Origin of the sequence: Lyngbya sp. CCY1209 (assembly GCF_035615495.1) — a bacterium.
GTDB lineage: Bacteria > Cyanobacteriota > Cyanobacteriia > Cyanobacteriales > Microcoleaceae > Limnospira.
Genome location: NZ_JAJENU010000419.1, coordinates 1 through 26,429 on the forward strand (window position 1 = coordinate 1; position 26,429 = coordinate 26,429).

18 protein-coding genes are annotated in these 26,429 nt (G+C 53.5%); 4 read left to right on the top strand and 14 right to left on the bottom strand.

The genetic code is table 11. The annotated features are described in order from the left end of the window. Positions 1 to 159 precede the first annotated feature (159 nt). The 6 genes from LKE08_RS12515 to LKE08_RS12540 form a co-directional block, all read right to left on the bottom strand. Positions 160 to 372, bottom strand: a complete 213-nt coding sequence (locus LKE08_RS12515) for a hypothetical protein (RefSeq protein WP_324704565.1) — start codon at positions 370 to 372, stop codon at positions 160 to 162. A gap of 78 nt (positions 373 to 450) precedes the next feature. After that, entirely contained in the window at positions 451 to 747 is a 297-nt protein-coding gene (locus tag LKE08_RS12520; RefSeq protein ID WP_324704566.1) for a DUF1830 domain-containing protein, read from the bottom strand. Positions 748 to 1,018: 271 nt separating this feature from the next. After that, the gene (locus tag LKE08_RS12525) at positions 1,019 to 2,737 is read right to left on the bottom strand and encodes an iron uptake porin (RefSeq protein ID WP_324704567.1); all 1,719 of its coding nucleotides are present in this window, start codon (positions 2,735 to 2,737) and stop codon (positions 1,019 to 1,021) included. Positions 2,738 to 2,993: 256 nt separating this feature from the next. Then, a complete protein-coding gene (locus LKE08_RS12530) occupies positions 2,994 to 3,956 on the bottom strand; it encodes an SMP-30/gluconolactonase/LRE family protein (RefSeq protein WP_324704568.1) in 963 nt (320 codons plus the stop codon). 157 nt (positions 3,957 to 4,113) lie between these two features. Further along, positions 4,114 to 4,551, bottom strand: coding sequence for a DUF4079 domain-containing protein (locus tag LKE08_RS12535; protein ID WP_324704569.1), 438 nt, complete (start codon positions 4,549 to 4,551; stop codon positions 4,114 to 4,116). Between the two features lie 370 nt (positions 4,552 to 4,921). Continuing rightward, positions 4,922 to 8,470 (bottom strand): AAA-like domain-containing protein, encoded by a 3,549-nt coding sequence (locus LKE08_RS12540; protein WP_324704570.1) that lies wholly within the window; start codon positions 8,468 to 8,470, stop codon positions 4,922 to 4,924. Positions 8,471 to 8,700: 230 nt separating this feature from the next. On the opposite strand from LKE08_RS12540, the gene LKE08_RS12545 reads away from it, so the two are divergent. Continuing rightward, positions 8,701 to 8,892 carry a hypothetical protein gene (locus LKE08_RS12545; protein ID WP_324704571.1) on the top strand — a complete coding sequence of 64 codons (192 nt, stop codon included), beginning with the start codon at positions 8,701 to 8,703 and terminating at the stop codon, positions 8,890 to 8,892. 53 nt (positions 8,893 to 8,945) lie between these two features. Here the strand turns inward: LKE08_RS12545 and LKE08_RS12550 are convergent, their stop codons facing one another. The 8 genes from LKE08_RS12550 to fabG all read right to left on the bottom strand — a co-directional run bounded on the left by LKE08_RS12550 (position 8,946) and on the right by fabG (position 22,803). Next, the gene (locus LKE08_RS12550) at positions 8,946 to 9,281 is read right to left on the bottom strand and encodes a XisI protein (RefSeq protein WP_324704572.1); all 336 of its coding nucleotides are present in this window, start codon (positions 9,279 to 9,281) and stop codon (positions 8,946 to 8,948) included. Then, a complete protein-coding gene (locus LKE08_RS12555) occupies positions 9,269 to 9,682 on the bottom strand; it encodes a XisH family protein (RefSeq protein WP_324704573.1) in 414 nt (137 codons plus the stop codon). Before LKE08_RS12555 ends, LKE08_RS12550 begins: the two co-directional genes overlap by 13 nt. Before the next feature lie 124 nt (positions 9,683 to 9,806). Next, on the bottom strand, positions 9,807 to 10,709 hold the full coding sequence (locus LKE08_RS12560; protein WP_324704598.1) for an Rpn family recombination-promoting nuclease/putative transposase: 903 nt from the start codon (positions 10,707 to 10,709) through the stop codon (positions 9,807 to 9,809). A gap of 210 nt (positions 10,710 to 10,919) precedes the next feature. Continuing rightward, positions 10,920 to 14,477 (bottom strand): AAA-like domain-containing protein, encoded by a 3,558-nt coding sequence (locus tag LKE08_RS12565; protein WP_324704574.1) that lies wholly within the window; start codon positions 14,475 to 14,477, stop codon positions 10,920 to 10,922. After that, positions 14,474 to 18,028, bottom strand: a complete 3,555-nt coding sequence (locus LKE08_RS12570) for an AAA-like domain-containing protein (protein WP_324704575.1) — start codon at positions 18,026 to 18,028, stop codon at positions 14,474 to 14,476. The genes LKE08_RS12565 and LKE08_RS12570 overlap by 4 nt, the downstream gene beginning before the upstream one ends. A 35-nt stretch (positions 18,029 to 18,063) precedes the next feature. Beyond that, positions 18,064 to 19,731, bottom strand: a complete 1,668-nt coding sequence (locus LKE08_RS12575) for an AAA-like domain-containing protein (protein ID WP_324704576.1) — start codon at positions 19,729 to 19,731, stop codon at positions 18,064 to 18,066. A 242-nt stretch (positions 19,732 to 19,973) separates the two neighbouring features. Continuing rightward, positions 19,974 to 21,668, bottom strand: coding sequence for a chaperonin GroEL (gene groL, locus LKE08_RS12580; RefSeq protein ID WP_324704577.1), 1,695 nt, complete (start codon positions 21,666 to 21,668; stop codon positions 19,974 to 19,976). A 367-nt stretch (positions 21,669 to 22,035) separates the two neighbouring features. Then, positions 22,036 to 22,803 carry a 3-oxoacyl-[acyl-carrier-protein] reductase gene (gene fabG, locus LKE08_RS12585; protein ID WP_324704578.1) on the bottom strand — a complete coding sequence of 256 codons (768 nt, stop codon included), beginning with the start codon at positions 22,801 to 22,803 and terminating at the stop codon, positions 22,036 to 22,038. A gap of 310 nt (positions 22,804 to 23,113) precedes the next feature. Between fabG and trxA the strand changes: the two genes are divergently transcribed. The 3 genes from trxA (at position 23,114) to LKE08_RS12600 (ending at position 26,229) form a co-directional block, all read left to right on the top strand. Next, on the top strand, positions 23,114 to 23,431 hold the full coding sequence (gene trxA, locus LKE08_RS12590) for a thioredoxin (RefSeq protein WP_324704599.1): 318 nt from the start codon (positions 23,114 to 23,116) through the stop codon (positions 23,429 to 23,431). A gap of 300 nt (positions 23,432 to 23,731) precedes the next feature. Next, on the top strand, positions 23,732 to 25,012 hold the full coding sequence (locus LKE08_RS12595; RefSeq protein ID WP_324704579.1) for a glycosyltransferase: 1,281 nt from the start codon (positions 23,732 to 23,734) through the stop codon (positions 25,010 to 25,012). Between the two features lie 95 nt (positions 25,013 to 25,107). Continuing rightward, positions 25,108 to 26,229: a glycosyltransferase gene (locus tag LKE08_RS12600; protein WP_324704580.1), complete on the top strand. Its 1,122-nt coding sequence runs from the start codon at positions 25,108 to 25,110 to the stop codon at positions 26,227 to 26,229. Positions 26,230 to 26,429: the final 200 nt, after the last annotated feature.

Below are 26,429 nucleotides of genomic sequence, written 5' to 3' on the forward strand. Positions count from 1 at the left end.
ATCCAGAGGGATGAAAGCCTTACCAGGAAGTTATTTCGGGCATTTCAGCCCTATTTCGTTCCTGAACGAATCGCACTACCCTCCCCAGTATAGAGGCACCCAGGAATAAATTAACAATTATTAATTGTTAATTGTTAATTGTTAATTGTTAATTATCCCCTACACCCCCAATTCTACTGGGTCGCTTTTCAGGGTAAAATCCGAGATATCGGGGAGAGCGGCCCGTTTTTGTCGGTGGTGGGCATCGGCGATCGCCTGTTGGAGGGTTGAGAAGTTGGGCATATCTTGCCAACAGGAGGGACAAAACCAGTGGACTTTGCCGTGGCGGATGTGGGGGAGCAAGGGGGTCGAACAACAAGGACAGTTACTCATCAGATATTATTTCACCCAACTCGACGATTGCGATCAGACTGGCGGAAACTGGAAGGGAAGGGAAAGGAGAGTTCAAACTCATGCGGAGCAGACGGCGGTTTTCGATTTCGCCGGTTCGCTCTCTTGGACCGCCAGTTGCCAGCAGGGGACTAACCGGGCCAAATTTTGAATCACCCGACAGCCGGGGTAAATTTCGAGTTGGGCTTCCGAGACGGCTTCAAACAGCAACCGTTCGCCCGGAAACACGATCCGCTCGAAGTACCACCCGGGGATGTTGGTCACGCGCAGGGTCTGTAGTTGGGTGGTGGAATTATTGTAGTAGCACAAAATTGTATTGGTATAAGCCGAGGGAACGGAATCGAAGACTTGAGACATCGTTAAACCTTCCTTCTAAAATCTTTCATCTCTATCTGTCTTCACAGCTTAAAGAGAAAAGATGAGGAATTTGTGAATTTGCCCGAAATCTTCCTTACGATTTGTAAAGTTTTTATTGATCCCCATGACTTTCCCGGGGTGACGGGGGCGGTTACGGCCGTCGGGGATCGCTGAATGCCGCCGATCCCCGATCGCAACCGTTGGTATACAATTCATTGTAACCAATGTCTGTATATCCGATGACAAATCACTCAAAAATATCGCACCCCCCCTAAAATGCAAAGGTCGTTCTCACGGTTCCGATCGCCAGGTCATCATTGCGATCGCTCTGGTTGGGGTTGGTTATCCAAATGATACCAGGGGTGATGGACAGATAGTCAGTCAACTGATATCGGTAAAACGCCTCAAAATGCCAGGACCCATCGTTGGGAAGGCCCCGTCCCGACTCCCCGTCCAGATGGGCCAGGTACGGTTCCCGTCCCACGACGATGCCGCCCAAACTCCCTTCCCGAAACAAATCCGGGAGTCCCAACGTCAGGGCATAATTCCAAATTTGGCCGTCCCCCACCCCGATCGCCCGGGCTGCGGTGTAGCCCCCCCAGGCGCCCAAAATCACTCGGGGGCTAATTTGCCAAGCCAATTGTACCCCGTAGGAGTTGCTCGAAACCGGGGCGGCGATACCGGCGGGATTGAGCCCCTCCGTCAAACCGTAGAGGGAGTTAGCAATACCGGTGCCCGCATAGCCGTTGAAGGCGTCGATACGGACTTCTCCGGTGGTGCGATCGAATACGGGGCCATTTTGCTCTCCGTTATCGAAACCGAAATTTCCCGGAGTGGAATAGGTGTAATTATAAGTGAGGGCGAATTGAACCGTATCCGCCGGGGTGACGGTCAGTTGGGCCAGAACCGAAAAATCGCCGTTGAATAGTCCCGTCCCCGCCGTTGCATCCCCGGCGCCGGCGGCCAAATAGCCCACGGATAGAGAAGTGGGGCCGAAAATGCTGGCAAAACTGCGATCGCCGAACTGATAGTTAATCCCGATCCCGGTGCCTCCCCCGAGGCGGTAGATGGGGTTCCGCTGTCCGAAGGCACTCAGCGAACCGTTTCCGCCGTCGTAGTCGTCGAGGTAGGGGTTGAGGGTGGGGACGAAATCATCCCAGGTGGCACCCTTAGCGGCGAGGGTGAAATTGAGGCGATCGCCGACGGGGAACTGGTACAATAATCTCGCCAACCGCACGGAGTTATCGGTATCGTCCGTTATATTAAATGTCTGGGTGCCCTGGCCGATGACGCCCCCGTTGAAGGGTTCGGCGTCCCCACTTTCCAGGCGGGTGAGTAACAGATCCCGTCCGGTGAAACTGGTGTTGAAGTCGAGGCGGACTCGGTTTTGCCAGACAGTTTGATCCGATCCGGTATCTTCCCCGAAGGCATCGGTGAGGGCGAAAATCGCCTCCCCCCGCAGTTTGGTGGTGACGGAAAATTGATTGTCGTCTATTTCGTCGAGGCGGACATCGATACCCCGCATATCGCCCCGCAACAGGGCCAATTCCGCCGCAAATTCGTTTTGCAGTCGTTTGAGGGCCAGTAATTCGGCTTGGGTGACACGATCGCGGGTTCCGGCTTCGATCAATTCCTCGATGCGATCAACACAGGCGTAGACTCCGGCGGCGAATTCGTACCGACTCAGCGATCGATTTCCCTTGAAGGTCCCGTCGGGATAGCCCGCGATACAGCCGAACCGTTCCACCAAGGATTGTAACGCTTCAAAAGCCCAGTCCGTCGGTTGGACGTCCGAGAGTTGGGAAACCGAGGTGACTTGGGACTGTCGGGATTTCTGTTTTCGTCCTTCCTGGCTGTATTGTTGAAGTTGGTTCCAGGTGTCTGGATTCGGGCCGGGTGTCGCGATCGCCCCCAACGGCAACAAGATCCCCCCGATGGCGGAAAGCGTGAGCGTCAAAATCCACAAGCGTCCGAAACTGTTGCCGTTCATGAAAAAAATGCGCGAGGTGGGAAGTTCCTAAAATTTGAAAATGTGGGATCGGGCCGGATTCGAGCATCGCACCCCATCGATCACTTCAATCAGTTGTACCACTTCCCGGAACGGTTGAGGATGCGATCGCACTTTCCCCACACAAAAAAAGTAGGGACTCCCTGGCATTCGTCCATTCCCTATTCCCCATTCCCGATTCCCGATTTCCTATTCCCTATTCCCCATTCCCTAATACCGACTCCCGACTCCCCATTCTCTACTCCCGATTCAGACGAATTCGATACAATCCAGACGTTGCGGTGATGTAAAGGGTGCGGCGATCGCGATCGCCCCAAGCCAAATTGGCGGCGGTTTCCGGCACTCTGATAATACCCAGTCGCTCCCCGTCCGGCGAAAATATCCACACGCCGCCAGGTCCGGTACTGTAAATATTACCCTCACCGTCCACTTTCATGCCATCAGGGACACCAGAGAGATCCGGATCTTTGAGTTCCGCAAAGCGTCTCCCATTCGCCAACGTGCCATCTTCTCCCACGTCAAAAACTTGGATGTATCCCTCCTGGGAATCGTTGACATAAAGTTGGGATTCGTCCGGGGAAAAAGTGATGCCGTTGGGGCGGATCATCTCATCGTTGAGTAAGGTCAATTCTCCGTCCGGGGCGAGGCGATAAATTCCGTAAAATCCCAATTCTTCCTGTTCCGATTTGATGCCATAGGGCGGATCGGTGAAATAGATGCTGCCGTCGGAGTGGAGGGCGAGATCGTTGGGGCTGTTGAGGCGTTTTCCATTGTAGCGATCGGCGAGAGTCATGATCGTTCCGTCCGCTTCGGTGCGGGAGACGCGACGGTTATCGTGTTCGCCGGTAATCAACCGATTTTGGTCGTCGAGGGCGTTGCCGTTGGCTTTGCCGGAGGGCTGTCGAAATACGGTCAATTCCCCGTCGGGTTTCCACCGATAAATCCGGTCGGCGGGAATGTCGCTGAACAGCAAAAATCCGTCCGAATGCCAGACGGGTCCCTCGATAAATTTGAACCCCTCCGCCACTTTTTCGAGGGTGGCATCGGGGGGAAATAGCCGATCTAAATTTTGATTCTGTTCTTGGGCGACGGCGCGATCGCCCGCCCCCAATTGTTCGGGTTCGTTCTCGGGAATTGTACAACTAACGGGGAGGGATAAAAATAAAATTAAAGCACTCCCCAATATCAGATACTTTTTCATGATTAAATATCAGTGAGTTGTTGGGCTTCAGCCCCCCAGAGAAAGGCACCGAAGCGCTACAACGGATTTTCACAGTTGTTGGGCTTTAGCCCCCCAGAGAAAGGCGCTAAAGCGCTACAACGAATGGATATGAACTTATTTTAGCCGATCGCTTCGGTCAAGGTAGATATTTCTGCACCACGACCCAGCCGGAGAGGGAGACGATCGCAAAACCTAAGAATAACACGATATTGGTACTGATGTGGAGCGATCGCGCCCAGGGTTTTTTCGGCCCGATTTGGGTGGCACTCCAGGCAGACAGCAACACTAAACCCACCACCGTCAACCCCGCCGGGAGGTGGACCGAGTGGCCGAGGTTTCCGTACTGTCCCAGGGTGCCCACAATGCCGATCGCCAGCAATAATAACACCAACGCCACCATCGTGCCGCCGACAATATAATGGGTCGTTCGCAGTCCGGAGGGACGGGGTTGTTTCGTCTTGCGGGAGTAGAACATCCAACCCCCCGTCACCGCCAGCAACAGGTAGGCCGTGACCGAAAGCCCCATCGACCAAGCCGCGATCTTCCACAGCCACAAAAAAGACGGTAAATCCATCGGCAAGTTCCCCAAATCTAGCAATATAGCAATGTGAAATGATCAGTGAAAACTACAGGGTCAAAGCCCCCAGAATTGGGGGTTTGGGGGCCAGATCTGTTTCAGAATGACTTCACACTGCTCTATTGTCTCAGACGATCGCTTTTCGGCATCCCCAAAATATAAAAAAAAATTTAAATTTTGCCGAATTGTTTGATTTAAAACTTCCGCCGTGCTATGATTGTCTCATAATGGAAATAGTGACAAAAATTTTATTTTCGCAACCACTCCCATTATGAAGAAGATACTTCAATTTTATCAAAAATCCCCGCCCCCGTCAACCCCCCCCGATCGCCAATTTTTATAATTATCAATTATCAATTATCAATTATCAATTGCAAAGCCGACGATCGCTCTCTTCTAACCGGGCATTATGCCGCAGGTAATCCCGCACCCAATCACAGGCATATTCGAGGGTGTCGAGGTTCAGGATGGGGTTGATATTCCACAGAATGATCGTTCCATCGCGATCGCCCGAAGCGAGAATTGTGCCATCGGGGCTAAACTCAACCGTTCTCACCAAACTGCGATGTCCCCCCAACTGGCGAATGCGATCGCCCTGCAAATTCCAGATTCCCACCGTGCGATCGTCGCTGGCGGAAGCGATCATCTGACCATCCGGACTGAAGGCAACTTCAATCACATTCCCCCGGTGGCCGAATAGGGTTCGATCCCAATTGTAGCTGTCTCCGGTTGAGTTCAGTTGCCACAAGTTGACGGTGCGATCGCGGCTTCCGGAGGCGATATAATTGCCGTCAGGACTGAATTCCAAAGTCCAGATCCCGTCCCGGTGTCCGGTGAGGCTGTCGATCAAAGTCCCATCCAAACGCCAGAGTTTGATCGTATTATCGTGGCCGCTAGAAGCGATCATCTCCCCATCCGATCGCACATCAACGCCCCAAACTCCCCCGCCGTGTTCGTCGAAGGAATGTTCGATCTGCCCGTCAAGGTTCCACAGAATCACGGTATTGTCCCAACTCGCCGTGACCAGTTGTCGGCCGTCGGGGGTAAAGTCAACGCCCCAAACCCCCCCTTGATGTCCGGCGAAGGTTTTCTCGGCGGCATCCGATCCCGGAATTTCAAAGTCCGTCCGCCAGAGTTTGGCACTCGCGTCATTGGAGGTGGACGCCAACCATTTTCCGTCCGGACTGAAAGCCAGTTTATTGACCCTTCCGGTATGTCCCGTCAAGGTTTGCAGGAGATCTCCTTCCCGGTTCCACCATTTGATCGTGAAGTCAGCGGAGGACGAAGCGATCGCGTCCGAGATGGGACTGAACACCACATCCCAGACCTCATCCGCATGGGCCTGATAGCTGACCATCAGGGGGTGGCGGGTCTTCCAGAGTCTCACCGTCCGGTCCCAGCTACCCGATACCACCGTCTGGCCGTCCGGACTGAAGGACACCCCCGCCACCTCTCCTTCGTGGCCGTAAAAAACTTGGTCGGCGTGATAGGTTCCGTCCACCCGGCTTTTTTTCCACAGCCGAACAGTTTGGTCGCGACCGGCAGAGGCGATATATTCCCCGTCCGGACTGAAAGCAACATCCCAAACGCCATCCTCGTGGCCGACGAGGGTTTGTAGGACTTCCCCTTGCAAATTCCAGATCTTGAGGGTGTTGTCGCGACTCGCGGACACCATCCGCCGGCCGTCGGGACTAAATGCGATCGCCATCACCTGATCTTCATGTTCCTTGAGGGTTTTCAATAGCGTCCCGTCCGCAGTCCACAGTTGAATCAAGCTATTGTTCTCCAACTCCCCACCCCCGATCGCCAACAGCTTACCATCCGGACTGTAGATGACTTCCCGAAGTTCTTCCCCCGGTGTGGCCAGGGTTTTGAGTAATTTTCCCTCCATCGTCCATAATTTTGCCTCTCCGTCGATGCTAACGGATGCTACGGTGCGATTGTCCGGGCTGATGGCCACCGTCATGGTGGATTGTTTGTGGGCTCTCCAGGAAGCCAATTGCGTCGCACTTGTGGCATGAATTTGCCAGATTTTGATGGTTCCATCCCGGCCGGAAGTGCCGATAAAGCGACCGTCGGCACTGAAATTGAAGCGAAAGGATTCATCTTCGTACCCGGCGAGGGTCGCGAATAATTCGCCGTCTGGCTTCCAGAGTTTGACCGTCCGATCTTGGCTGGCAGAGGCGATCAGGCGACCGTCGGGACTGAAGTTAACGTCAATAACTGAACTGGTGTGTCCCGAAAATCGGTTGACTTCTTGAATGCTGTAGGTGGTTTGCCAGAGGACCGATTGCACTTCCGACTTGATTTCGGGGTCGGACCATCGCAGGGTTTGGAGCGATCGCGTCGCTTTGATGGCTTGTAAAAGGGCTTCCAGGGGTTTGTCGAGGGCGAGGAGACTTTCCGAGGATTGGGTGAGGGCTTTAATTTCGCTGATTTTGGCTTTTCGGTACTGCCAAAAGGTCGCCAAACCGAGGGCAAATGTGATGATAAAGGCGCCACTAACGGCCCCCAACAACAGCCGCTGTAGTCGAGCATTTTTCTTTTCTTGGAGGCGCTTTTGTTGTTCGGCGAGGAGTTTAACTTCGATCGCTTTTGCCCGTTCGGCTTCCAGGGCGTGTTGGACTTCTTGGCGATCGCGATCGACGGAAGCAGCCAAAAATTGATAGTCCGCATCGCTCAAACTTTTGCCCTGGGTCCACTGCTGGGCATCTTTCAACGCCTGCCCCCGCAGCAGTCGGGAGGGGTCGGTTTTTCCGGAGTGAATCCAGGCCTCAAAGGTTTGGGAATAGGGTCGGAGTTGGGTGAGTTGCTGCTGCACCCAGGTTTCATTAAAAATGGCTTTGTAAATGGGATTTTTAACGCTCAGTTTGCCATCTTGTTCGACGACCAATCCCGAGAGGAGGAGTTCGATCTGTTCTCGGGAGTCGTCCGCTTTGATGGAATTTAAATGTAAAATTTGTTGATACAAACTCAGCAATCTTCCGGTGAATTGCGGATAGTAAAAGAGGCGATTGCGGATGGTTCTGAGGTGTTCCGGTTCGTCTTGGGATTCCCAGCGATCGATGATGTGGCGGTGGACGATCGATTCGATCCAAAATGCTTCTAATCCTTGTAATTTTCCGTGGGTTTCCGTTTGGGGGACGAAATGCATCATCAATTTGCAAATTTTTTGCGTCAAAAATGGCTGTCCTTCCGTCCATCGGATAATCTCTCGAAGCAGGGCTTTTCCGCAGCCGAATTTAGCCTCCAAACCCACGGCTAAAGGTTCGGCTTCTTCGACGGTGAATCCGGAGAGTTTGATGGCGGTGCCGATGTTGAAGGGGGTGCGGGTGCGATCGCGGATCAGGTCGGCCGGAGTCGCCACGCCGAACAGGGCAAACGTGAGGCGGTTGTAAGCCCCATTGGTCGCCCGCTGATTGTAGCAAAATCGGATGAAAGCAAAGAAATCATCCGTGGGAAAATCCAACCCCAATAAGCTATCAATTTCATCGACAAATATGACAATATTTTCCCCTTCAAATTGACTCAAAACCCCTTCAAAGATAAACTGGTTCAACCGCTGGATGAGGGACAGCCCCTCCGTCTCAGACCACCATTTTTTATAATCAAATTGCTTGCGAAGTTTCAGACCGAACCACAGGTTGACAACCACCCCTTTGTACCACTGTGCCGGCGTGATCATTTCCCCGCCCACCTGGGTCATGTCCAGGGTGACGCATCTCACCCCATCGGCTTCGAGACGGTGCCGCGATCGCACCATCAAGGAGGATTTTCCCATCTGTCGGGCATTGAAAACATAACAAAACTCGCCCCGCGTCAGGGCTTCGTAAAGTTCGCCATCCGCCTGACGTTCGACGTAACTAAAATGGTCAGTCGGAAGACTGCCACCAACTTGATAAATATATTCATTCACAGCCAATTAGAGAGAGTTGGGAGTCGGGAATCGGGAATCGGGAAGAATTGACAATCATCAATTTAAATAAGCATAAAGCCAACCGTAAAATTTGCCAAATTGCAGGCGGGCCAGATAGTCGGGGACTCAATCATCCCCGAGTCCATTCCGTTCGTTGACGGTGGTGTAAAGTTCCCCAGTTTGGGGGTGAAAGCCAGTCAGCGGGGGCGATCAGGGTCGGATTGTCGGGAATGGGGACGACTTGGGGCGGTTGGGAGGCACTGTCGGTGTGGAAGGGTTCGGGGGTGAGGGTTCGGGTGGCGATCGCTCGATTTGGCCTTTCCTGGGCGAGGGTCGCCGTCCTGACGGGTTCCTCCCAAAATTATTCCCTCAATTGCTGGATTTCTTCCACGCTGAGTCCCGTCGTCTGGCTGATAGTTTAGATGGGTAAGATATCGAGCCGGTTCAGTCGGGTAGGCATTGCCCACCTTGCCAATTAATTAACAGCAAATCCCGTGTAGGGACGCATTAAAGGTTCGCGAAAAGCCAAAACAATATCTGATTTAGGCACTCCTTTTTCGACGAGCTGATTGGCGATACCCATTTCTGTTCCATCATGGTGTATCCAAATTTTGTCTTTCCTAATCGACAAGTGTAAAGTACATCCATACTGAGGTCTGCGGTTTTTCCAGCCCGTATGCACGACTTGATAATGGTCGCGTTGGAGATCAAAAATCAGTTCCGTTTGGGCTTCACCCTCCGATTTAAACGGTTTGGCGTGTTCGGTTAAAAGTTCTTGGATATAGGAACGATAGCGCTCTATTTTTTCCATTCTGAAATCACCTCTTCAACGGCATCATAAATAATTAACGCAATTTCACACCGATCGACAACGAGTTGTACAAATGGAAGAGAGAAGAATTGTTGGTAGATATCTAGGGGAACGGCTAGATAAAGAGTGCGTTCTGGCTGTTCGACTTGTAAGGCAATTCGATAGGTTATGAACTGCCCTACGGCTGAGTGAAATTCATAAATGTTAGAGGAGCCAAGAAAGCTTTTGATTTCAACGGCAATCTTCTCGTTATCTCGTTCTGCGGCTAGGATTTGTTCGGCTCCCAGGTCAATTTTTACGGTAGCACCACCGGTCTTGATTTCTAGGGGGTCATCGGTAATGAGCCAACCTCCTTTTTCTAAGGCATTTTTCACGGCATCATGAAATAGGTCTTTAGCCATGATATGGATTGAGTAAGACTCTAAAAATGATTATATAGCAGCGCAAAGCAGAATACGGTGCGATCGCTCGATTTGGCCTTTCCTGGGCGAGGGTCGCCGTCCCGGTGGGTTCCTCCCAAAATTATTATCTCAATTGCCGGATTTCTTCTACGCTGAGTCCCGTCGTCTGGCTGATGGTTTCGATGGGTAAAATATCGAGGAGCGATCGCGCGATCGCTTCGGCTTTTTGCTTCTCTCCCTGCTGCAATCCTTCTTGCAATCCTTGTTGCAATCCCTGCTGTATTCCTCGCTGCATACCTTGCTGTAAAGCATCCTGTTCCGCTTTCAATATGGCATTGCGGCTGTCTTGTAGGAAAAGCTGTTTGCGTTCAAAAATATCTAACTCTTCCCGACTTAACAAACTCAACTGGGCAATTTGAAACGCCCGTTCCAATGTGGCCGGTTCGTTTAAATTCTCGGGGATGATTTCTAAACTTCCCGCTTCTTTGAGAAAATAAATCCATTTATCCGTCACCGTTTCCAACTGTTCGAGGGGTTTTTTTAATTTCGGTAACTCCACAAACACCAGTTTGATATCGTCATCTTCGGAATAATCCGTTGCATCTTCTCGCTCTTTTAATTGATAATGGGAAATGACTTTGGGACGGTCTGGAAACATCTCAAAATCGGTAATTGTTAACGCTATCACCGGATTCACTTGGTCGTAACCTTGTCCCGAATCCAGTTGCATTGAAAAGGCTTTGCATAAGTTATAAAGCACCCGTTTTTTGAATCCCAAAACGTTGAGAACTTGCATTTCAATGATGACCGTTTTATTGCCCGTGATGCGGGCTTTGACATCCCGGAAGGTGTCTTTCATCCCTTGAAGTTGCGGGGCTTGGTACGGGTCGATAATTTCCAAATCTTCGATGACGGTTCGCCCCTCGTAGAGGAGGGCGTTGAGGAAATCGATCAAAATCGGTTTACTCTGTTGGGAACCGAAGATTTTTTTAAAGGCAAAATCGGTTTTGGGGTTGAGGAAACGCATGGCTGTCACCGCAGGTATTCAAAGTTTCTTCTATAGCAGTGTGAAATGATTCGTGAAAAATTGATCGACTCAAAGCCCCCAGTATTGGGGGTTTGGGGGCTAGACAATTTTACAAATGGTTTCTGATTGCTATATATTAATAATGATAGCAAATTTTTGACACTTTTAGGAGGGCGGGTTTGCGCCCGGTCTGCCATTGCCAATTTCCGGCTAATTGTCGTGGCGAATAAATGGATTGGTTCCCTTTCGATGCCGATCGCCCACCCCGTCGCACAAACTGCGATCGCCCAACTGATTCTGATGATAATAATCCGATCCGACCTCCGGACTGGTTTGCAAATAATCCCGCACCCAATTGCAGGCATATTCGAGTTCGTTCGAGGTTTCCATTTGCTGCAAATTCCACAAAATAACCGTGGTGTCGTCTCCGCCGGAAACGAGAAACCCGCCGTCGGCGGTAAATGCCAGCGATATCACCATCCCCCGATGTCCGGGCAAAGTGGACAATAAATTTCCCTGTAAATCCCACAGTTTCACCGTGTTATCGACCCCGGCCGTGGCGATGGTTTCGCCGTCCGGACTGAAGGCAACGCGGGTCAGTCCCCGGCTGTTTCCGGGAAGCGATCGCACCAAAGTCCCGTCAAATTTCCACAGCTTCAAAGTGTCGTCGCGGCTGACGGAAGCGACCAGATTTTTGTGGGGATGAACGGCGACCCCCCAGACCACCCCATCGTGGGAAAAAGTCGCCCTTGCCGTGCCCTCGATATCCCACAATTTTGCCGTCCCATCTTCGCTGGCAGAAACCAATTGTTTGCCATCGGGTGTAAATTCTAATTTCCAAATTCTCTCTTCGTGGGCGAAAAAACTGTGCCGGAGTTCACCATTTCGAGTCCAGAGTTTGATGGTTTTGTCGTCCCCGGCGGAGGCGATGGTTTGGCCGTCGGGACTGACGGCGACGGCATACACGGACGCCGCGTGTCCGTTCAAAACTTGGGTGCGCCGCATCTCCGATAAGGGTCCCTCGCCCCACTCCCAAATTTCCAGGGTGCCGACATTGCTGCCGAAGATCATCCCCCGGGAATCCGGGGTGAAGGCGACGGCCCGAACTTGTCCCTCCGGGTTGGCGAGGGTGTGCAGTCGCCTCCCCGCCGTGTCCCACAATTGCAGGGTTTTGTCCCCCGCCGAAACCACCCACCGGCCATCGGGACTCGTCGCCACGTCCCAAACCGTATCTTCGTGGCCGTAAAGGGGGTTCGCCAGGTTGCTGTTGCGCCCCCACAGTTTCACCGTCCCATCGTCGCTGACGGAAGCCGCCATCAAGCCGTCGGACTGCAAGGCGACATCCCGAACTACAGCATCATGTTGTTTTAAAGGGCGAACCAACGTGCCGTCCGGCTTCCAAATCTTGATGCCATTATCTTGACCGCCCGTGGCGATAAATGTACCGTTTTTACTGCAATCGACACCGATAATTGCATCTTCCGTCTCCACCGAATTCAGCAATTTTCCCTCCATATCCCACAGTTTAAACGTGCGATCGGAACTGACGGAAACCAGCCAATTCATCGGGGGACAAAATGCCACGTCCCAGACCGGCATCCGGTGTCCTTCCAGGGTTTTTACGGCGGTTCCGTCCACCTTCCACAGTTTAACCGTAGTGTCTACTCCGGCGGAGGCGACCCACTTGGAATCCGGACTGAAGGCGACATTCCAGGGGGCGATATCGTGTCCTGTCAAGGTTCGGAGAAGGGCGGGAGTCGAATTTTTATCCCCGGAAATTGACCACAATTTTACGGTTTTATCGCCGCTGGCAGAGGCGATCAATTTTCCGTCGGGGCTGATGTCAATTCCCCACACCGGGGCATCGTGTCCCCGCCATCTGGCGAGCAATTCTCCGCCGACACTCCACAGATGAATGTTGCCGTCCAAACTGGCGGCGACAATTCGATCGCCCTCGGGACTGAACGCGATGCGGTGGACGGTTCCCCCGTGTTTCAACGTGTGGAGTAGCTGTCCGTTGCGCCGCCAAATTTTGACCGTTTTATCGTTGCTTCCCGTCGCGATTAATTGGTCGTCGGGGCTGATGTCAACGGTCAGAACGGAGCCGTTATGTCCGACGATGCGATTCAATTCATTGGTTCCATAAACAGCTTGTTTCAAAGTATTTTGAACTTGAGATATTGTTTCTTTGTCCGCGCCGACTATCAAATTTTGTAGTTGACGTTTGGCGCGGATGGCGGCGACGATGGAATCCAACTGTTGACCCGAGGCGAAGAGGGCTTCGGAAAAAAAAGCGGTGGCGAGGATTTCGCTGACTTTTGCCCGCTGATATTGCCACAGGGCGACACCACCAATTCCGGCGAAAATTAAGGCAGAAAAACTGGCGATCGCCAACAGTATTTTTTGCAGCCGATTGTTTTTTTGTTCTTGCAGCAGTTGTGCTTGAATGGCTTGCGATCGCTCGGCTTCCAGGGCATTTTGCACTTCTTGGCGATCGAATTCCGCAGAACGGGCTAAAAATTGATAGTCCAAATCGCCCAAACTTTTGTCTTGTGCCCAACCTTGAGCTTCCCGGAGTACCCGCCCGCGCAACAGCCGAGATTCATCCGTTTTTTGGGAGGAAATCCAAGCGTCTATTTCTCGATAATATGGGCGGATTTTTTCCAGATTTTTTCTCGCCCATATCAAATCAAATACGGATTCATAAATGAGATTTTTTGCTTTTAAGTTTTCGCTCAAATTTTCAACTATTCCGGACAACAAAAGTTCGACATGAATGGCACTTCCGTCAAATTTTACCGAATATTTTTGCAATATTTTTTGATAGACTGATAGCGCCCCGGCACTCTGATTCGGACTTCTCAACAGGCGGTTCGATATGGTTTTCAAATGTTCCGGTTCGTCCTGGAAGTGCCAATTATCGACGATTTTTGCGATCGCAATTTTTTCCACCAGTTCCGCCTCGGTTTGAACCGATATTTTTTGGGAGTCCCGAACCGTCAAAACGATCAGCTTGCACAGCTTTTGCGTCAAAAAGGGTTGCCCCCCCGTCCAAGATAAAACTTCCCGCAGTAATATCCGAGGATCGAAGCCGGGAATTTGCAATCCCTTTTCCAGGGGTTTTGCTTCTTCCAGGGACAGGCCGGAGAGGGGAATTGCCGTGCCGATGTTGAAGGGCGTTTTCTGGCGATCGCGGATCAGATCCGAGGGGGAAGCGACCCCAAAAATGGCAAACGTTATTCGGTTAAATTCGGGGGCGATCGCCCGCTGATTGTAACAGTATCGGATCAGGGCGAAAAAATCATCGACGGGAAAATTTAAACTCAGGATATTATCGATTTCATCGACAAAAATAAACAGGCGATCGTCCGGAAATAACCGCAGCAGTTCTTCAACAAATTCTCCCAACCGCTGCAACAGCGATACGTCCTCTCGTTCTTTCCACCACTTTTTTAAATTGAAATGGCCGGCTCCGAATTTTTGGCACAAAACGGTCACAATTCCCTTGTACCACTGCAAGGGCGTAATGTCTTCATTGCCGATCAGCGTCATGTCCAGGGTCGCACATCGAAATCCCTCGTCTTTCAAGCGGTAGCTGGTCCGCACCAGCAGGGAAGATTTTCCCATCTGGCGACAGTTGAGAACGTAGCAAAATTCTCCCCTTTTTAAGGATTCGTAAAGTAGCGTATCCGCCGCCCGCATGACGTAGCTGGGAGCGTCTTTTTCCAGGCTTCCGCCGACTTTAAAAATGGCATCTGCATCCATCATTTTTCCTCCGCACGATCGCACAAACTCCGCTTTTCCGACTCCACGCGATCGCTGTAATTCAGATAATCCCGAATCCAACCGCAGGCAAAATTAAGGGGGTCGAAATCGCGCAGTTTTTCCACATTCCACAGGGCGATCGCACCGTCATCTCCCGCCGAAGCCAACCGCCGGCCGTCCGGGCTGAATTCGACATCGAAAATAACGCCCTCGTGGTGAATCAATGTTATCAACTTCGTGCCGTCCGCCTTCCAAAGGCTCAGATTTCCATCCATTCCCCCGGTGGCGATGAGGTCGCCGTCGGGACTGAAAGCGACGGACAATGACCCCCCGGAACCCGTCGCGATCGCCCGCAGCAATTGACCGTCAAAGTTCCAAATTTTGAGGGTATCGTCGAGGCTGGCGGTGGCGATTTTCGTGCCGTCCGAAGAAATAGATAAGCCGGAAATCGCATTGTCGTGGGCGGGGATATCGTGCAGCAGCGTCCCGTCGGATTCCCAAATTTTTAAGGTGTGATCCTGACTCACCGATGCGATTTTTTTGCCGTCCGGACTGAACAAAACTTTGTAAATTCCGCCCCCGTGTCCCCTCAAAGTCCGCTCCAACTCCCCCCGCAAATTCCACAATTTTATCGTTTGATCGTGGCTCCAAGACGCGATCGCCCCCCCGTCCGGACTCACCGCCACCGACGACCAACTGCGGTGGACGGCGGGCAATTCCCGCACCAACTCGCCCGTTTTCGCATCCAGAAATCGAATTCCCCCGCCGCTCGTCCCCGTCGCCAACAGCGGCCGCCGGGGCAGAAATTCCGTCTCCATTTTCGGGGTAAAAAACTGGGGTTTGACCGTCCCGACACCCTGGGGCCAAATTTGCACCGAAGAACCGTCCGCCGCCCACATCCGCAGCGTCTCGTCGGCACTCCCCGAGGCGAGGGTTTTCCCGTCCGGGCCGAAACTCACGCCCCACACCCGCGCCTCGTGTCCCGGCAACACCGTCAGCAGGGGGTGGAGGAGGGGCACGAGTTTCACCGTCCCGCCGTCGGCGGCGAGGGCCAAAAACCTGCCGTCCGGGCTGAAGGCCAACGCCTGGGGCGTGGACTGGGAACTCTGAAACTGCTGCCAGAGCAGGCCCGGGGTCTTCCACAGGTTCACCGTCCCGTTTTCGTAGCGGGCTGCGATCCACGTTCCGCCCCCGCCGACGGCGATCCGGTACACTTCCCGGCCCGGTTCGGGGAGGGTTTGCAGCAACCGGCCTTCGCCGTCCCAAAATTTCACCGCCCCGTCCCGACTCCCCGAAACGATCGCCTCCCGGGTGCCGCCCCCCTCCTCCGGCCACTCCACGAAGGCCACGTCTTTAATAGCATCTCGGTGGACCGGGACGGTATGCAGCAGTTGACCCCCAGAAGTCCGGATTTGCAGTTCGCCCTCCCGAGTCCCGAGGGCGATTTTATCCCCCCCGAAAGAAAACGCCAAACCCACCGCCTCGACCCCCTCCAGCGTCCTCAAATTCTCGCCCCGCCGGTTCCAAATTTTGACGGTTTTATCTTCTCCGGCCGAGGCGATTGTTTCTCCGTCCGGGGCGATCGCCACCGTCCAAATTCCGGAGTCGTGGGCAGGAATAGTCCGCAACAAACGGCCGTCGGGCTGCCAGAAATAAATCGTGCCTTTTTGCGTGGAAGTCACCAACGTTTTGCCGTCGGGGGTGAAGCGCAGGCTGTAGATGCTGGCATCGTGGTCGAGGGTTTGGAGTAACTCGCCGTTTCGCTTCCACAGGCGCGCGATTTTGTCGTAACCGCCGGTGGCGATCGTCCGGCTGTCGGGGCTGATATCGATCGCCGTCACCACCCCCTCATGGGCGGAAAAATGATTGAAAGGCATGGTGGGATCGAAAATGGCTTTTCCCAAAATCGCATCGACTTGGCCCCGTAATTCCACCGGAGTTTCGACCCCATTCAATTTTATTTTGGCTTCGATCGCCCCCAACAAGGCTTCCAAATGGTGCGGAGAAAACAACAATTTCTCGGCGGACAAACTCAGGGCTTTAATTTCATTGATTTTCGCTTTTTGGGCTTCTTCGACAGCCCGCAAATACTGCCAATACAACAATATTCCCAATACGATAGCGACGGAAAAAGCCGTTGCGAGGGCGAATAAAAATAATCGCTGAAATTTCGCGGTTTGTTGTTCTTGTTTCAGCCGCGCTTCGATTTCTTGCGTCCGCTTGGCTTCCAAAAATAGCTGCACTTCCCGGCGATCGCACTCTACAGAAGCCGCCAAAAATTGGTAGTCCAGATCGCCCAAACTTTTGCCCTGCGCCCACCGGTGGGCGTCTTGCAGGGCTCGCCCCCGCAACAGCCGCGAGCGATCGCTCTGTCCCGATGCCGTCCACGCTTCCAACGCCTGAGAATAGGGGCGGATGTCGTCGAGTTGCCGTCGCACCCAGTCCGAGTTGAAGACGGCTTCGTAAATGCGATTTTTGACTTGCAAATAGTTGCCATTGACGGCGACCAATCCCGACAGCCGCAGCTCGATCTGTTCCCGGCTGTCATCGCTTTTGACCGCTTCTCCCCGCACAATTTTTTGATAGATTCCCAACAACCGGCCGACCTTGTTGGAGTCGGAAAAAAGGCGATTCCGAATCGTCCGCAAATGTTCGGGTTCGTCCCGCGCTTCCCAACTTTCGACGATTTCATTTCGGACGACAGAATCGATCCAAAAAGGGGGAAAATCGAAATTTTCTGTGATAAAATTTTTGCTTTTTTTTGCGACTATAGTTGTCAGTATTTTACACAATTTTTGAGTGAGAAATGGTTGGCCGGATGTCCATTTTAAAATTTCTCGGAGGAGCGATCGCCCCACCTCCGAGCGGGGCGACAATCCCCGCGCCAAAGGTTCCGCTTCTTCCGGGGTAAAACCGTGGAGCGCGATCGCCGTCCCGATATTGAAGGGGGTGCGGGTGCGATTCGCGATAGCGCACCCATCGCGGATCAAGTCGGACGGGGTTGCCACGCCGAAAATGGCGAACGTGATGCGATCGTACTCCGGGTTGAGCGCCCGTTGATTGTAGCAAAAACGGATCAGTGCGAAGAAATCATCCGCCGAAAAATCGAGCTTCAAAACGTTGTCAATTTCGTCGATAAAAATGACGATTTTTTGATCCGGAAATTGCCCCAATATTTCCTCGATAAATTCCCCGCACCGCTGCACGAACGGACGCTCTTCTCGCTCCGCCCACCAAGATTTTAAATTCAGCTTTCGGATCAGTTTCAATTTCTGCCACAGGGCCGCGACGATCCCTTTGTACCACTGCTGCGGCGTGATATCCTGGTTGCCGATCACCGTCATGTCCAGGGTGGCGCAGAGATATCCTTCCTGACGCAAACGGTGGCTCGTCCGCACCAGCAAAGATGATTTTCCCATCTGTCGGGCGTTGAGGAGGTAACAAAATTCCCCCCGTTTTAAAGCTTCGTAGAGTTGAGTATCCGCCGCCCGTTCTACGTAACAGGGAGCGTCATTGCGGAGGCTGCCGCCGACTTGGTAATAAGATAAATTCATGACACAAATTGCGATCGCTCGGCGGGTCGGAGAAACTAGAGTTGTTGGTGAAAGGGCGCGGCCGTCAGATCTTTAGCCGTGACCCGATCGCGACCCCGAGATTTCGATTCGTACAGCGCCTCATCCGCCGCCGCCACCAACGTTGAAGGATCGAGGTTTCGCCTCGGAATCATGCTGACGACTCCGACACTCATCGTAACGATTTTTTCGCCGGTGAGAGAGGTTTCGTGAACAATTTGTAACGCTTTCACATTTTTGCAGATGGTTTCGGCGATATGTCGGGCTCCGACCGGGGTGGTTTGCGGCAGGATGACGGCAAATTCTTCCCCCCCGTAACGAGCCACCACGTCCGACGATCGCCCCACGCTCGACTGCAGGGTTTTTGCCACCAGTTGCAAACAGCGATCGCCCGCGATATGTCTGTAAGTATCGTTGTAGGCTTTGAAATAGTCGAGGTCGCACATGATCAGGGAGAGGACGTCCCCCCGCAGGGCGTGTTGTTCCCACTGCGTTCGCAAGTAGGAGGCGAAAAAGCGCCGGTTGGCGACTTGGGTCAATTCGTCCACATTCGCCATTTTTTGCAATTCCCGGTTCATCTCCTCCAACTGTTCGAGCCGCGATCGCTGTTTCAATATGCCCCGTTCGCACAGAATTCTAAAATACTGGCGGTAGAGTTCGCAACCGATCGTGGCTTGATTTCCCGTCAGTTTCACCAACCCCAAACTTTCCAATTTGTAGGCAGCGATGGGTTCGATTTGGGTTCCCCCTTCCGCCATCACAACGGCTTCCAAACCGTCCAACAATTCCGGTCGATCTTCGAGAATAGCCAGCAGTTCGCACAGGTGTTGATTGTAAATCCCGGCTTGGGTGGTGGCGGTGTCGAAAATCGTGTCGAGGCGACGGTTATAATTGCCATTTTTGCCCCCCTCGGACGAACTGACCAGGTCGTACAACGCCAGCCGTACCAAATAGGGATGACCCCCCACCATCTCCATCAATTTTGGCACCATCTTTTCAATCTTATAGTCCAGTCCGTGACGTCGCGCCAAATCTTCGACCTGTTCGCCCGTGAAGGGAGGAAGTCGGATCGGCAGTCCGATATTAAACGGAGATTGATTTAATTTCAGGGGGACGTAAATTTCCGTCGAATGGACGATCGCCAACCGCAACTTTTTTAACACTTCCACCTGCCGCGCCTCTTCGTACCACGACCGCAGCAACGGCAGAAATTCCATCGCCACTCCGGGGTACTCGAAGAGATGATTTACCTCGTTGAGGGCGATAAATAAGGGGCGATCGATCTGGGTCAATATATAATCCTGAAAATAGATCGTGCAGCTAATTTTGCTGCCGATATCTTCGTCCCAATAGTCGTCCAATTGAGGGGGGAGATGGAGGTGATGGCAAACGGCGGCGCAAAACCAACGTAAAAACCGATTCAGATCCGACAAAATCGCAGTTTCTGCCCGGGTAAAATCGATGCTGACCGTATGATAACCGCACTGTTGAGCCCGCGCCAATATTCTGTAAAGGAGGGAACTTTTGCCCATTTTTCTGGGGGCGCGGATGCGAATGACACTGCCCGGTTGCTCAATTTCTCGGTAAATTCGCTCTTCGATCGGCGGTCGGAAAATATAGAGAGGCGAGTCGAGAGGAACGGGGCCGCTGGGATCTTCAAATTGCATGATTTTGACTGGCAACATCCCATAATTGACGAATATCAGAGCCGGTGTCGAACTGGAATTGATCGCGGATTCCCCAGCCCTCCCCTTCGCCGGGGGGGAGTCAAAGCGATCGCTCGACATCTGGGCATTGAACCGGATTTAGCTATAACCCTATCATAATCGCTTGAAATCACCCACCTGACGGACAAAACAAAACCCGGTAGGTGTCGATTCTACCGGGTTTTTACGGGTTTAATGGACTGCGGAACGGGCGATCGGGATTACATCATCCCCATGCCGCCCATGCCGCCCATGCCGCCCATGCCGCCCATGCCGCCCATGCCGCCCATGCCGCCCATGCCGCCCATGCCGTCCATGTCGGGCATCGGGGCTTTCTTCTCGGGCTTCTCGACGACCAGGGCTTCGGTCGTGATCACCATTCCGGCGATCGATCCGGCATTTTGCAGCCCGGAGCGGACCACCTTCGCCGGGTCGATGATGCCGGCCGCGATCAGGTCTTCAAACTCGCCCGTCAGGGCATTGTAACCGACGTTGAAATCGGTGCCGCGGACGTGCTCGACGATCACCGAGCCTTCCACCCCAGCGTTGTTGGCGATCTGACGCAGCGGCGCTTCCAAGGCCCGGGCCACGATCTGGGCGCCGAGCTTCTCTTCTTCGATGGTGAACGTCGCCATCAATTCTTCCACCTTCTTGCTCAGGTGAATCAGAGTCGTGCCGCCACCGGGGACGATCCCCTCGTCCACCGCCGCTTTGGTGGCGTTGAGGGCGTCTTCGATGCGGAGTTTGCGGGATTTGAGCTCGGTTTCCGTCGCAGCCCCGACTTTGATCACCGCCACGCCGCCGGCCAGTTTGGCGATGCGCTCCTGCAATTTCTCCTTGTCGTAGTCGGAATCCGTTTCCGCGAGTTGCTGGCGCAGTTGGACGATGCGCTGTTCGACGTCGCCCTTATTCCCCGCCCCGGCGACGATGGTGGTGGAATCCTTGTCGATGGTGATTTTGGTGGCCGTCCCCAGCATATCCAGGTCCGCCGTCTCCAGGCTCAAACCGATTTCCTCGGAGATCATCTGGCCGCCGGTGAGGATGGCGATGTCTTGCAGCATCGCCTTGCGGCGCTCGCCGAATCCCGGCGCTTTCACGGCCGCGACGTTCAGCACGCCCCGGGCCTTGTTGACGACCAAGGTGGCGAGGGCTTCGCCTTCGATGTCTTCGGAGATGATCAGCAGCGGTTGGCTGGCGCGGGCGACTTTTTCGAGCACGGCGACGAGATCCTGGATGGCGCCGATTTTTTTGTCGGTGATCAGGATGCGGGCGTTATCGAGCTCGACGGTCATCCGCTCGTTGTCGGTGATGAAGTAGGGGGAAAGGTAGCCGCGATCGATCTGCATCCCTTCCACGACTTCGAGTTCGGTGGTCAGGGATTTGGACTCTTCCACCGTGATCACGCCGTCGGTGGAGACTTTATCCATCGCCAAGGCGATCATCTCGCCCACTTCCGCGTCATTGCCGGCGGAAACCGTGGCGACTTGTTCGATCGCGCTCCCTTCGACGGGTTTGGCCAGGGCTTCGATTTCTTTGACCAGGTGCTGGACTGTCTTATCGATCCCCCGCCGCAGTGACACCGGGTTGGCTCCCGCCGCGACGTTCTTCAACCCTTCCTGGATCATGGCCTGGGCTAAAACCGCGGCGGTGGTGGTCCCGTCCCCAGCCACGTCGTTGGTTTTGGAAGCCACTTCTTGAATCAGCCGGGCGCCTGTATTTTCCAGGGGATCGCTGAGTTCGATTTCTTTGGCCACCGTGATCCCGTCGCTGATGATGTCCGGCGCACCAAATTTTTTCTCTATCAGCACGTTGCGACCTCTCGGCCCGAGAGTGACGCGGACGGCATCGGCTAGGGCGTTCACGCCCCGCTCGATCGCCCGCCGTGACTCTTCGTCAAACGCTACAATTTTCGCCATAGGAACCTTAATTTAGCTCTCCAAATAGTCAATTTAGCACTCATGGGGTCTGAGTGCTAATTCGTGGAAACCGTACAGAGTTGGGGTGTGGGGTGTGGAGGGAGCGGAGGGAGCGGGGGGAGCGGGGGGAGCGGAGGGAGCAGAGGGAGAAGAGGGAGCGGGGGAAGCGGAGGGAGCGGAGGGAGCGGAGGGTGGGATATCCGGATCGCTTGGGAATCAATTCCCGAGGGCGCAAACCTTGCGCCCCTACAAGCGAAAATCATATTCAGATGATTGGGGAGTGTGTACGGATCTTATATAAACTAGCCTCCTCGGCCTCCTCCGCTTCCTCGGCCTCCCCGACTCCCTAATACCGACTCCCGACTCCCTAAGCCATTACCATGCCGCCATCGACGTTGAAGACTTGGCCGGTGATATAGGCGGCGGCGGGGTCGGCGGCGAGGAATTTCACCAGGCCGGCGACTTCTTCGGGTTCGCCGTAGCGGCCGAGGGGGATGAATTTCAGGATCTCTTCGCTATTTTTCAGGTCCTTGGTCATGTCCGTGGCGATGAATCCGGGGGCGACGGCGTTGACGAGGACACCCCGGCTGGCGAATTCTTTGGCCAGGGTTTTGGTCAGGCCGATGACTCCGGCCTTGGCGGCGCTGTAGTTGGCCTGGCCGGGGTTGCCCATCTGGCCGGCGACGGAGGCGATGTTGACGATCCGCCCCGATCGCCGTTTCAGCATCAGTTTGCCGATCGCCCGACAGCAGAGAAACACCCCGGTCAGGTTCAAATTGATCACGGCCTGCCAATCTTCCGGTTTCATCCGCAGCAGCAGGGTATCGCGGGTGATGCCGGCGTTGTTGACCAAAATATCGATGCCGCCCCACTCGTCGGTGATGTTTTTAACCAGGTTGTCCACTTCGGCGGCTTGGGAGACATCGGCTTTCAGGGCGATCGCTTCCCCCCCGGCAGCGGTGATTTCGGCGGCCACTTCCTCGGCCGCAGCGCTCGAACTGGCATAATTGACCACAACCCGAGCGCCTTCGCCGGCCAGGGCGATCGCGATCGCCTTGCCGATGCCCCGGGATGCCCCGGTCACGAGGGCGACTTGTCCGTTCAACCGTCCCATGGGTTCGGGTAGTCCTTCCATATCGGTTTTTCCTTTAATTTACGCTCAAACTCAACCATGATATAGCGATGGGGGGATCGCAGTGCCGCGATCGCGCCTTCAACCCCCCCTCCCATCTCCGAGAACCGGGCGGATTTCGCCCCCGAGATGGATGTCGCCTCAAAAAATAATGTCCCACTTTCTCAACCGTTTGACCGCCTCGAAGTCGCCCCCCCCAAAATCGAGCCACGCCGGTGAAGGGGGAGACTCAACTGTTTCCGGAGGTCGAGGAATTTACACTCGGGGGACTGTACTATAATTGGAGAGCAAAACCGACGAACCCGTTCAGATTATGGCCGTTCACAAGCAGTTTAACAACTTTCAGGAACTTCTCGACAGTTCTGACGTTCCCGTTTTGGTCGATTTTTACGCAACTTGGTGCGGTCCGTGCCAGATGATGGCCCCCATCTTGGAAGAGGTCAACCAAGAAATGAAAGAACAAATCAGAATTGTCAAAATTGACACGGACAAATATCCGGACATTGCGTCCACCTACCAGATTATGGCGCTGCCGACCCTGGTTTTATTTAAAAATGGCAAGCCCGCCGATCGCATTGAGGGGGTCAAACGTGCTCCGGAACTGATTCAGTGGTTGTACGGATTACTTTGATTCGTTATATTTGAGGGGGCGATCGCCCGGAAAGTCGGCTCGAATTGAGGGGGGCGAGTTTTTACTGGAGCTGACCTTGAGTCGTTTTTCTGCTGTTTGAAAGCGGGCGATCGCGTCTGGAGAATGGGAAATTTTGTGGCGTTTCGAGCCTTGATAAATATCGGTAGCGATCGCGGAATTATCCCGAATTTAAAATCTTCCCAAATCACTCCCGATCTGGGCGATCGACTTGAAATTCATAAATAAATGTCTTATGATTTCTACGCTTTGTGAGATAACAGGTTGAGTGGGAGTGCGCGGATGTATCCCTTTTCTGGCGAGGGTTGTGGGGAGACGAGACGACCAAATTTGAGTCCGGATGAGGTTTGCCGTCTTCTACCCGTCCCGGAGGGGCCGCTGCGGATTCCTCCGACGGCTTCGCGATCGCCCGATTTGGACCGACCGGAAATTCTCCTCTCGGTCGCCATCCCCACGTTTCGGGAACGCCAGAACCTCCCCATCCTGATCGATCGCCTCGTCGGCTTGTTGGACCCGGCGATCCCCGGACAGTACGAATTGATTGTCGTGGACGACGACAGCCCCGATCGCACCGGGGAAGTGGCCGCGGCCTTGACGGAGTTTTACCCCCAGTTGCGGGTGATGCGCCGCCGGGGGGAACGGGGCCTTTCGACGGCCGTGATTCGGGGCTGGCAGATCGCCCGGGGCCGGGTGTTGGCGGTCATCGACGCGGACCTGCAGCACCCCCTGCACACCTTATTGGAATTGTGGGCCCAAATGGAAACCGGGGCCGATCTGGCGGTGGCGAGTCGCCACGTCGAGGGCGGCGGGGTGAGCGACTGGAGTTTGGCGCGACGGCTGCTGTCTCGGGGGGCGCAGGTGATGGGGCTGATGGTCTTGCCGGGAGTCCTCGGCCGGGTTTCGGACCCGATGAGTGGCTATTTTATGGTGCGCCGGGATGCGATCGCCCAAATCAATCTTAATCCGGTGGGGTACAAGGTGTTAATTGAGGTGCTCGGGCGGGGTCAGATCGCTACAGTGCGGGAGGTGGGCTATGTGTTCCAGGAACGGCAGGAGGGGGAGAGCAAGGTCACTTGGAAGCAATATTGGGAATATCTCGAACATCTGCTGCGGCTGCGGATGGCCCGCTGGCCGGTGGGTCGATTTTTAAGATTTGCGATCGTGGGGACGAGTGGGCTGTTGGTGGATATGGCCATCTTTTACTTATTGCTGGATGGGTGGGGCTGGCCTTTGACGCTGAGTGCCCTGCTGTCGGCGGAAATCGCCCTCCTCAACAATTTTTTCTGGAACGACCGCTGGACCTTCGGGGACATCTCCCGCCGCCAGTCCGGCTGGCATCGAAGGTTTAAAAGATTGTTAAAATTTAATTTAATTTGTCTGGCGGGGCTAGGATTGAATGTAGTTATACTCAACGCCTTGGTTTGGGGCTTGGGTGTCGGCGCTTATCTGGCGAAATTGGGTGCGATCGCGATCGTGACACTTTGGAATTTCTGGGTCAACCTGAAATTGAGTTGGCGGGTGACGGAAGTTGATGAAGATGTCAGATTGAATGAAAGGCGATGAAAAACTAGAGCAAGCGTGAGGAAAACACGAGAATGTCCAGTGGCTCAAGCAGCGATCAATTCACACGAGAAGTCGCTTCTCAACCCTCAATTGCCGTGTTTTACCCAAATTTTGCAGGGGGAGGGGCGGAAAGTGTCGGCCTGTGGATTCTAGAGGCTTTAAAAAATCAGTATGATGTCACACTTTTAACTTTATTTCCTCTCGACTTCCAACAGATCAATTCAGCCTATGGAACCCAACTTTCGCCCCAAAATGTAGCCGTAAAATCGATGTTTCCACGCGCCGCCCAGAAGAGCTTGCAGTTTTTAATCGCCAACAATAGTGGGGTCAAAAAGTGGGTCAATCATTCTTTTATCGGTTGGTTTAAAGCCCAAACTCAAGACGATGATTTGGTGGTGTCAGCTTACAATGCAGCCGACTTGGGAAAAAGAGGGATTCAATACATTCACTGGATCAACGTTTTTGACAAAGACGACAGATTTTATAAGAACATTTCCCACTTTTCTGATGATAGGATGAAAGGCAATATATCCATCTCCAATTCTTACGTTGTGGCTGATTCAGTCCGGGATGAATATGGTATCGAGTCAACCGTAATTTACCCTCCCGTCGTTTTGGAGGTGCAAAATATTCCCTGGGAACTCAAAGAAAATGCCTTTATCTGTAGCGGCCGATTGACCGTTGCCAAGCAACCCCACAAAGCGATTCAAATTCTCAAAAAAATTCGAGAAAAAGGCCACGATGTCCAACTCTATCTCACCGGGGGTGGCGGTGGCTTGTACGGTTGGAAATACGTTCGATTTCTCAAAAAAATGGTCGCCGAAAATTCGGATTGGGTGACGTTGTATCAAAACTTACCCTACCCGGACTACGTGAAGGTTTTGGCCAAGTGTCGCTATGGAATTCACTACAAAAAAGAACCCTTTGGGATTTCAATTGCCGAAATGGTGAAAGCCGGGGCCATTCCGTTCGTCCGCAGTGTCGGCGGCCAGGTCGAAATTGTCGGGCCGGAGAATCGAGATTTATTTTTTGACAGCGAAGAAGAAGCCGTCGAAAAAATCTTATTTGTGTTGGAGCATCCCGAGAAGCAGCAACAACTCCGACAAACTTTAGAGGAACGTCAGTCCATCTTTTCGACCGAACATTTTACGAAGGAAATCGGGGAATTTGTCAACCATGAATTGCAACTCTCTCAGTCCGGGACATCCGAACCCTGAGTTTCCAACGGTTGTGGCCCGTTTAAAAAACCCCCAAAATGCCCCAGCCCTGCCACATTGATTCCCGGATGTGTCGGTCGGGTTCGGCAGTACCGGCGATCGCAGTCGTGACACTTTCAAGGTTTTAGGTTAACCTAAAGTTGAGTTGGCGGGGGGCAGAAGTAGACCGATCAATCAATCTCAGACGGGCGGGGGTAGAA

Bases quoted from the DNA above. Each gene is read 5' to 3' on its own strand.
- LKE08_RS12515 (WP_324704565.1), bottom strand. From the start codon at position 372: ATGAGTAACTGTCCTTGTTGTTCGACCCCCTTGCTCCCCCACATCCGC.
- LKE08_RS12520 (WP_324704566.1), bottom strand. From the start codon at position 747: ATGTCTCAAGTCTTCGATTCCGTTCCCTCGGCTTATACCAATACAATT.
- LKE08_RS12525 (WP_324704567.1), bottom strand. From the start codon at position 2,737: ATGAACGGCAACAGTTTCGGACGCTTGTGGATTTTGACGCTCACGCTT.
- LKE08_RS12530 (WP_324704568.1), bottom strand. From the start codon at position 3,956: ATGAAAAAGTATCTGATATTGGGGAGTGCTTTAATTTTATTTTTATCC.
- LKE08_RS12535 (WP_324704569.1), bottom strand. From the start codon at position 4,551: ATGGATTTACCGTCTTTTTTGTGGCTGTGGAAGATCGCGGCTTGGTCG.
- LKE08_RS12545 (WP_324704571.1), top strand. From the start codon at position 8,701: ATGGGGACGACTTGGGGCGGTTGGGAGGCACTGTCGGTGTGGAAGGGT.
- LKE08_RS12550 (WP_324704572.1), bottom strand. From the start codon at position 9,281: ATGGAAAAAATAGAGCGCTATCGTTCCTATATCCAAGAACTTTTAACC.
- LKE08_RS12555 (WP_324704573.1), bottom strand. From the start codon at position 9,682: ATGGCTAAAGACCTATTTCATGATGCCGTGAAAAATGCCTTAGAAAAA.
- LKE08_RS12560 (WP_324704598.1), bottom strand. From the start codon at position 10,709: ATGCGTTTCCTCAACCCCAAAACCGATTTTGCCTTTAAAAAAATCTTC.
- LKE08_RS12565 (WP_324704574.1), bottom strand. From the start codon at position 14,477: ATGATGGATGCAGATGCCATTTTTAAAGTCGGCGGAAGCCTGGAAAAA.
- LKE08_RS12570 (WP_324704575.1), bottom strand. From the start codon at position 18,028: ATGAATTTATCTTATTACCAAGTCGGCGGCAGCCTCCGCAATGACGCT.
- LKE08_RS12575 (WP_324704576.1), bottom strand. From the start codon at position 19,731: ATGTTGCCAGTCAAAATCATGCAATTTGAAGATCCCAGCGGCCCCGTT.
- groL (WP_324704577.1), bottom strand. From the start codon at position 21,668: ATGGCGAAAATTGTAGCGTTTGACGAAGAGTCACGGCGGGCGATCGAG.
- fabG (WP_324704578.1), bottom strand. From the start codon at position 22,803: ATGGAAGGACTACCCGAACCCATGGGACGGTTGAACGGACAAGTCGCC.
- trxA (WP_324704599.1), top strand. From the start codon at position 23,114: ATGGCCGTTCACAAGCAGTTTAACAACTTTCAGGAACTTCTCGACAGT.
- LKE08_RS12595 (WP_324704579.1), top strand. From the start codon at position 23,732: ATGTATCCCTTTTCTGGCGAGGGTTGTGGGGAGACGAGACGACCAAAT.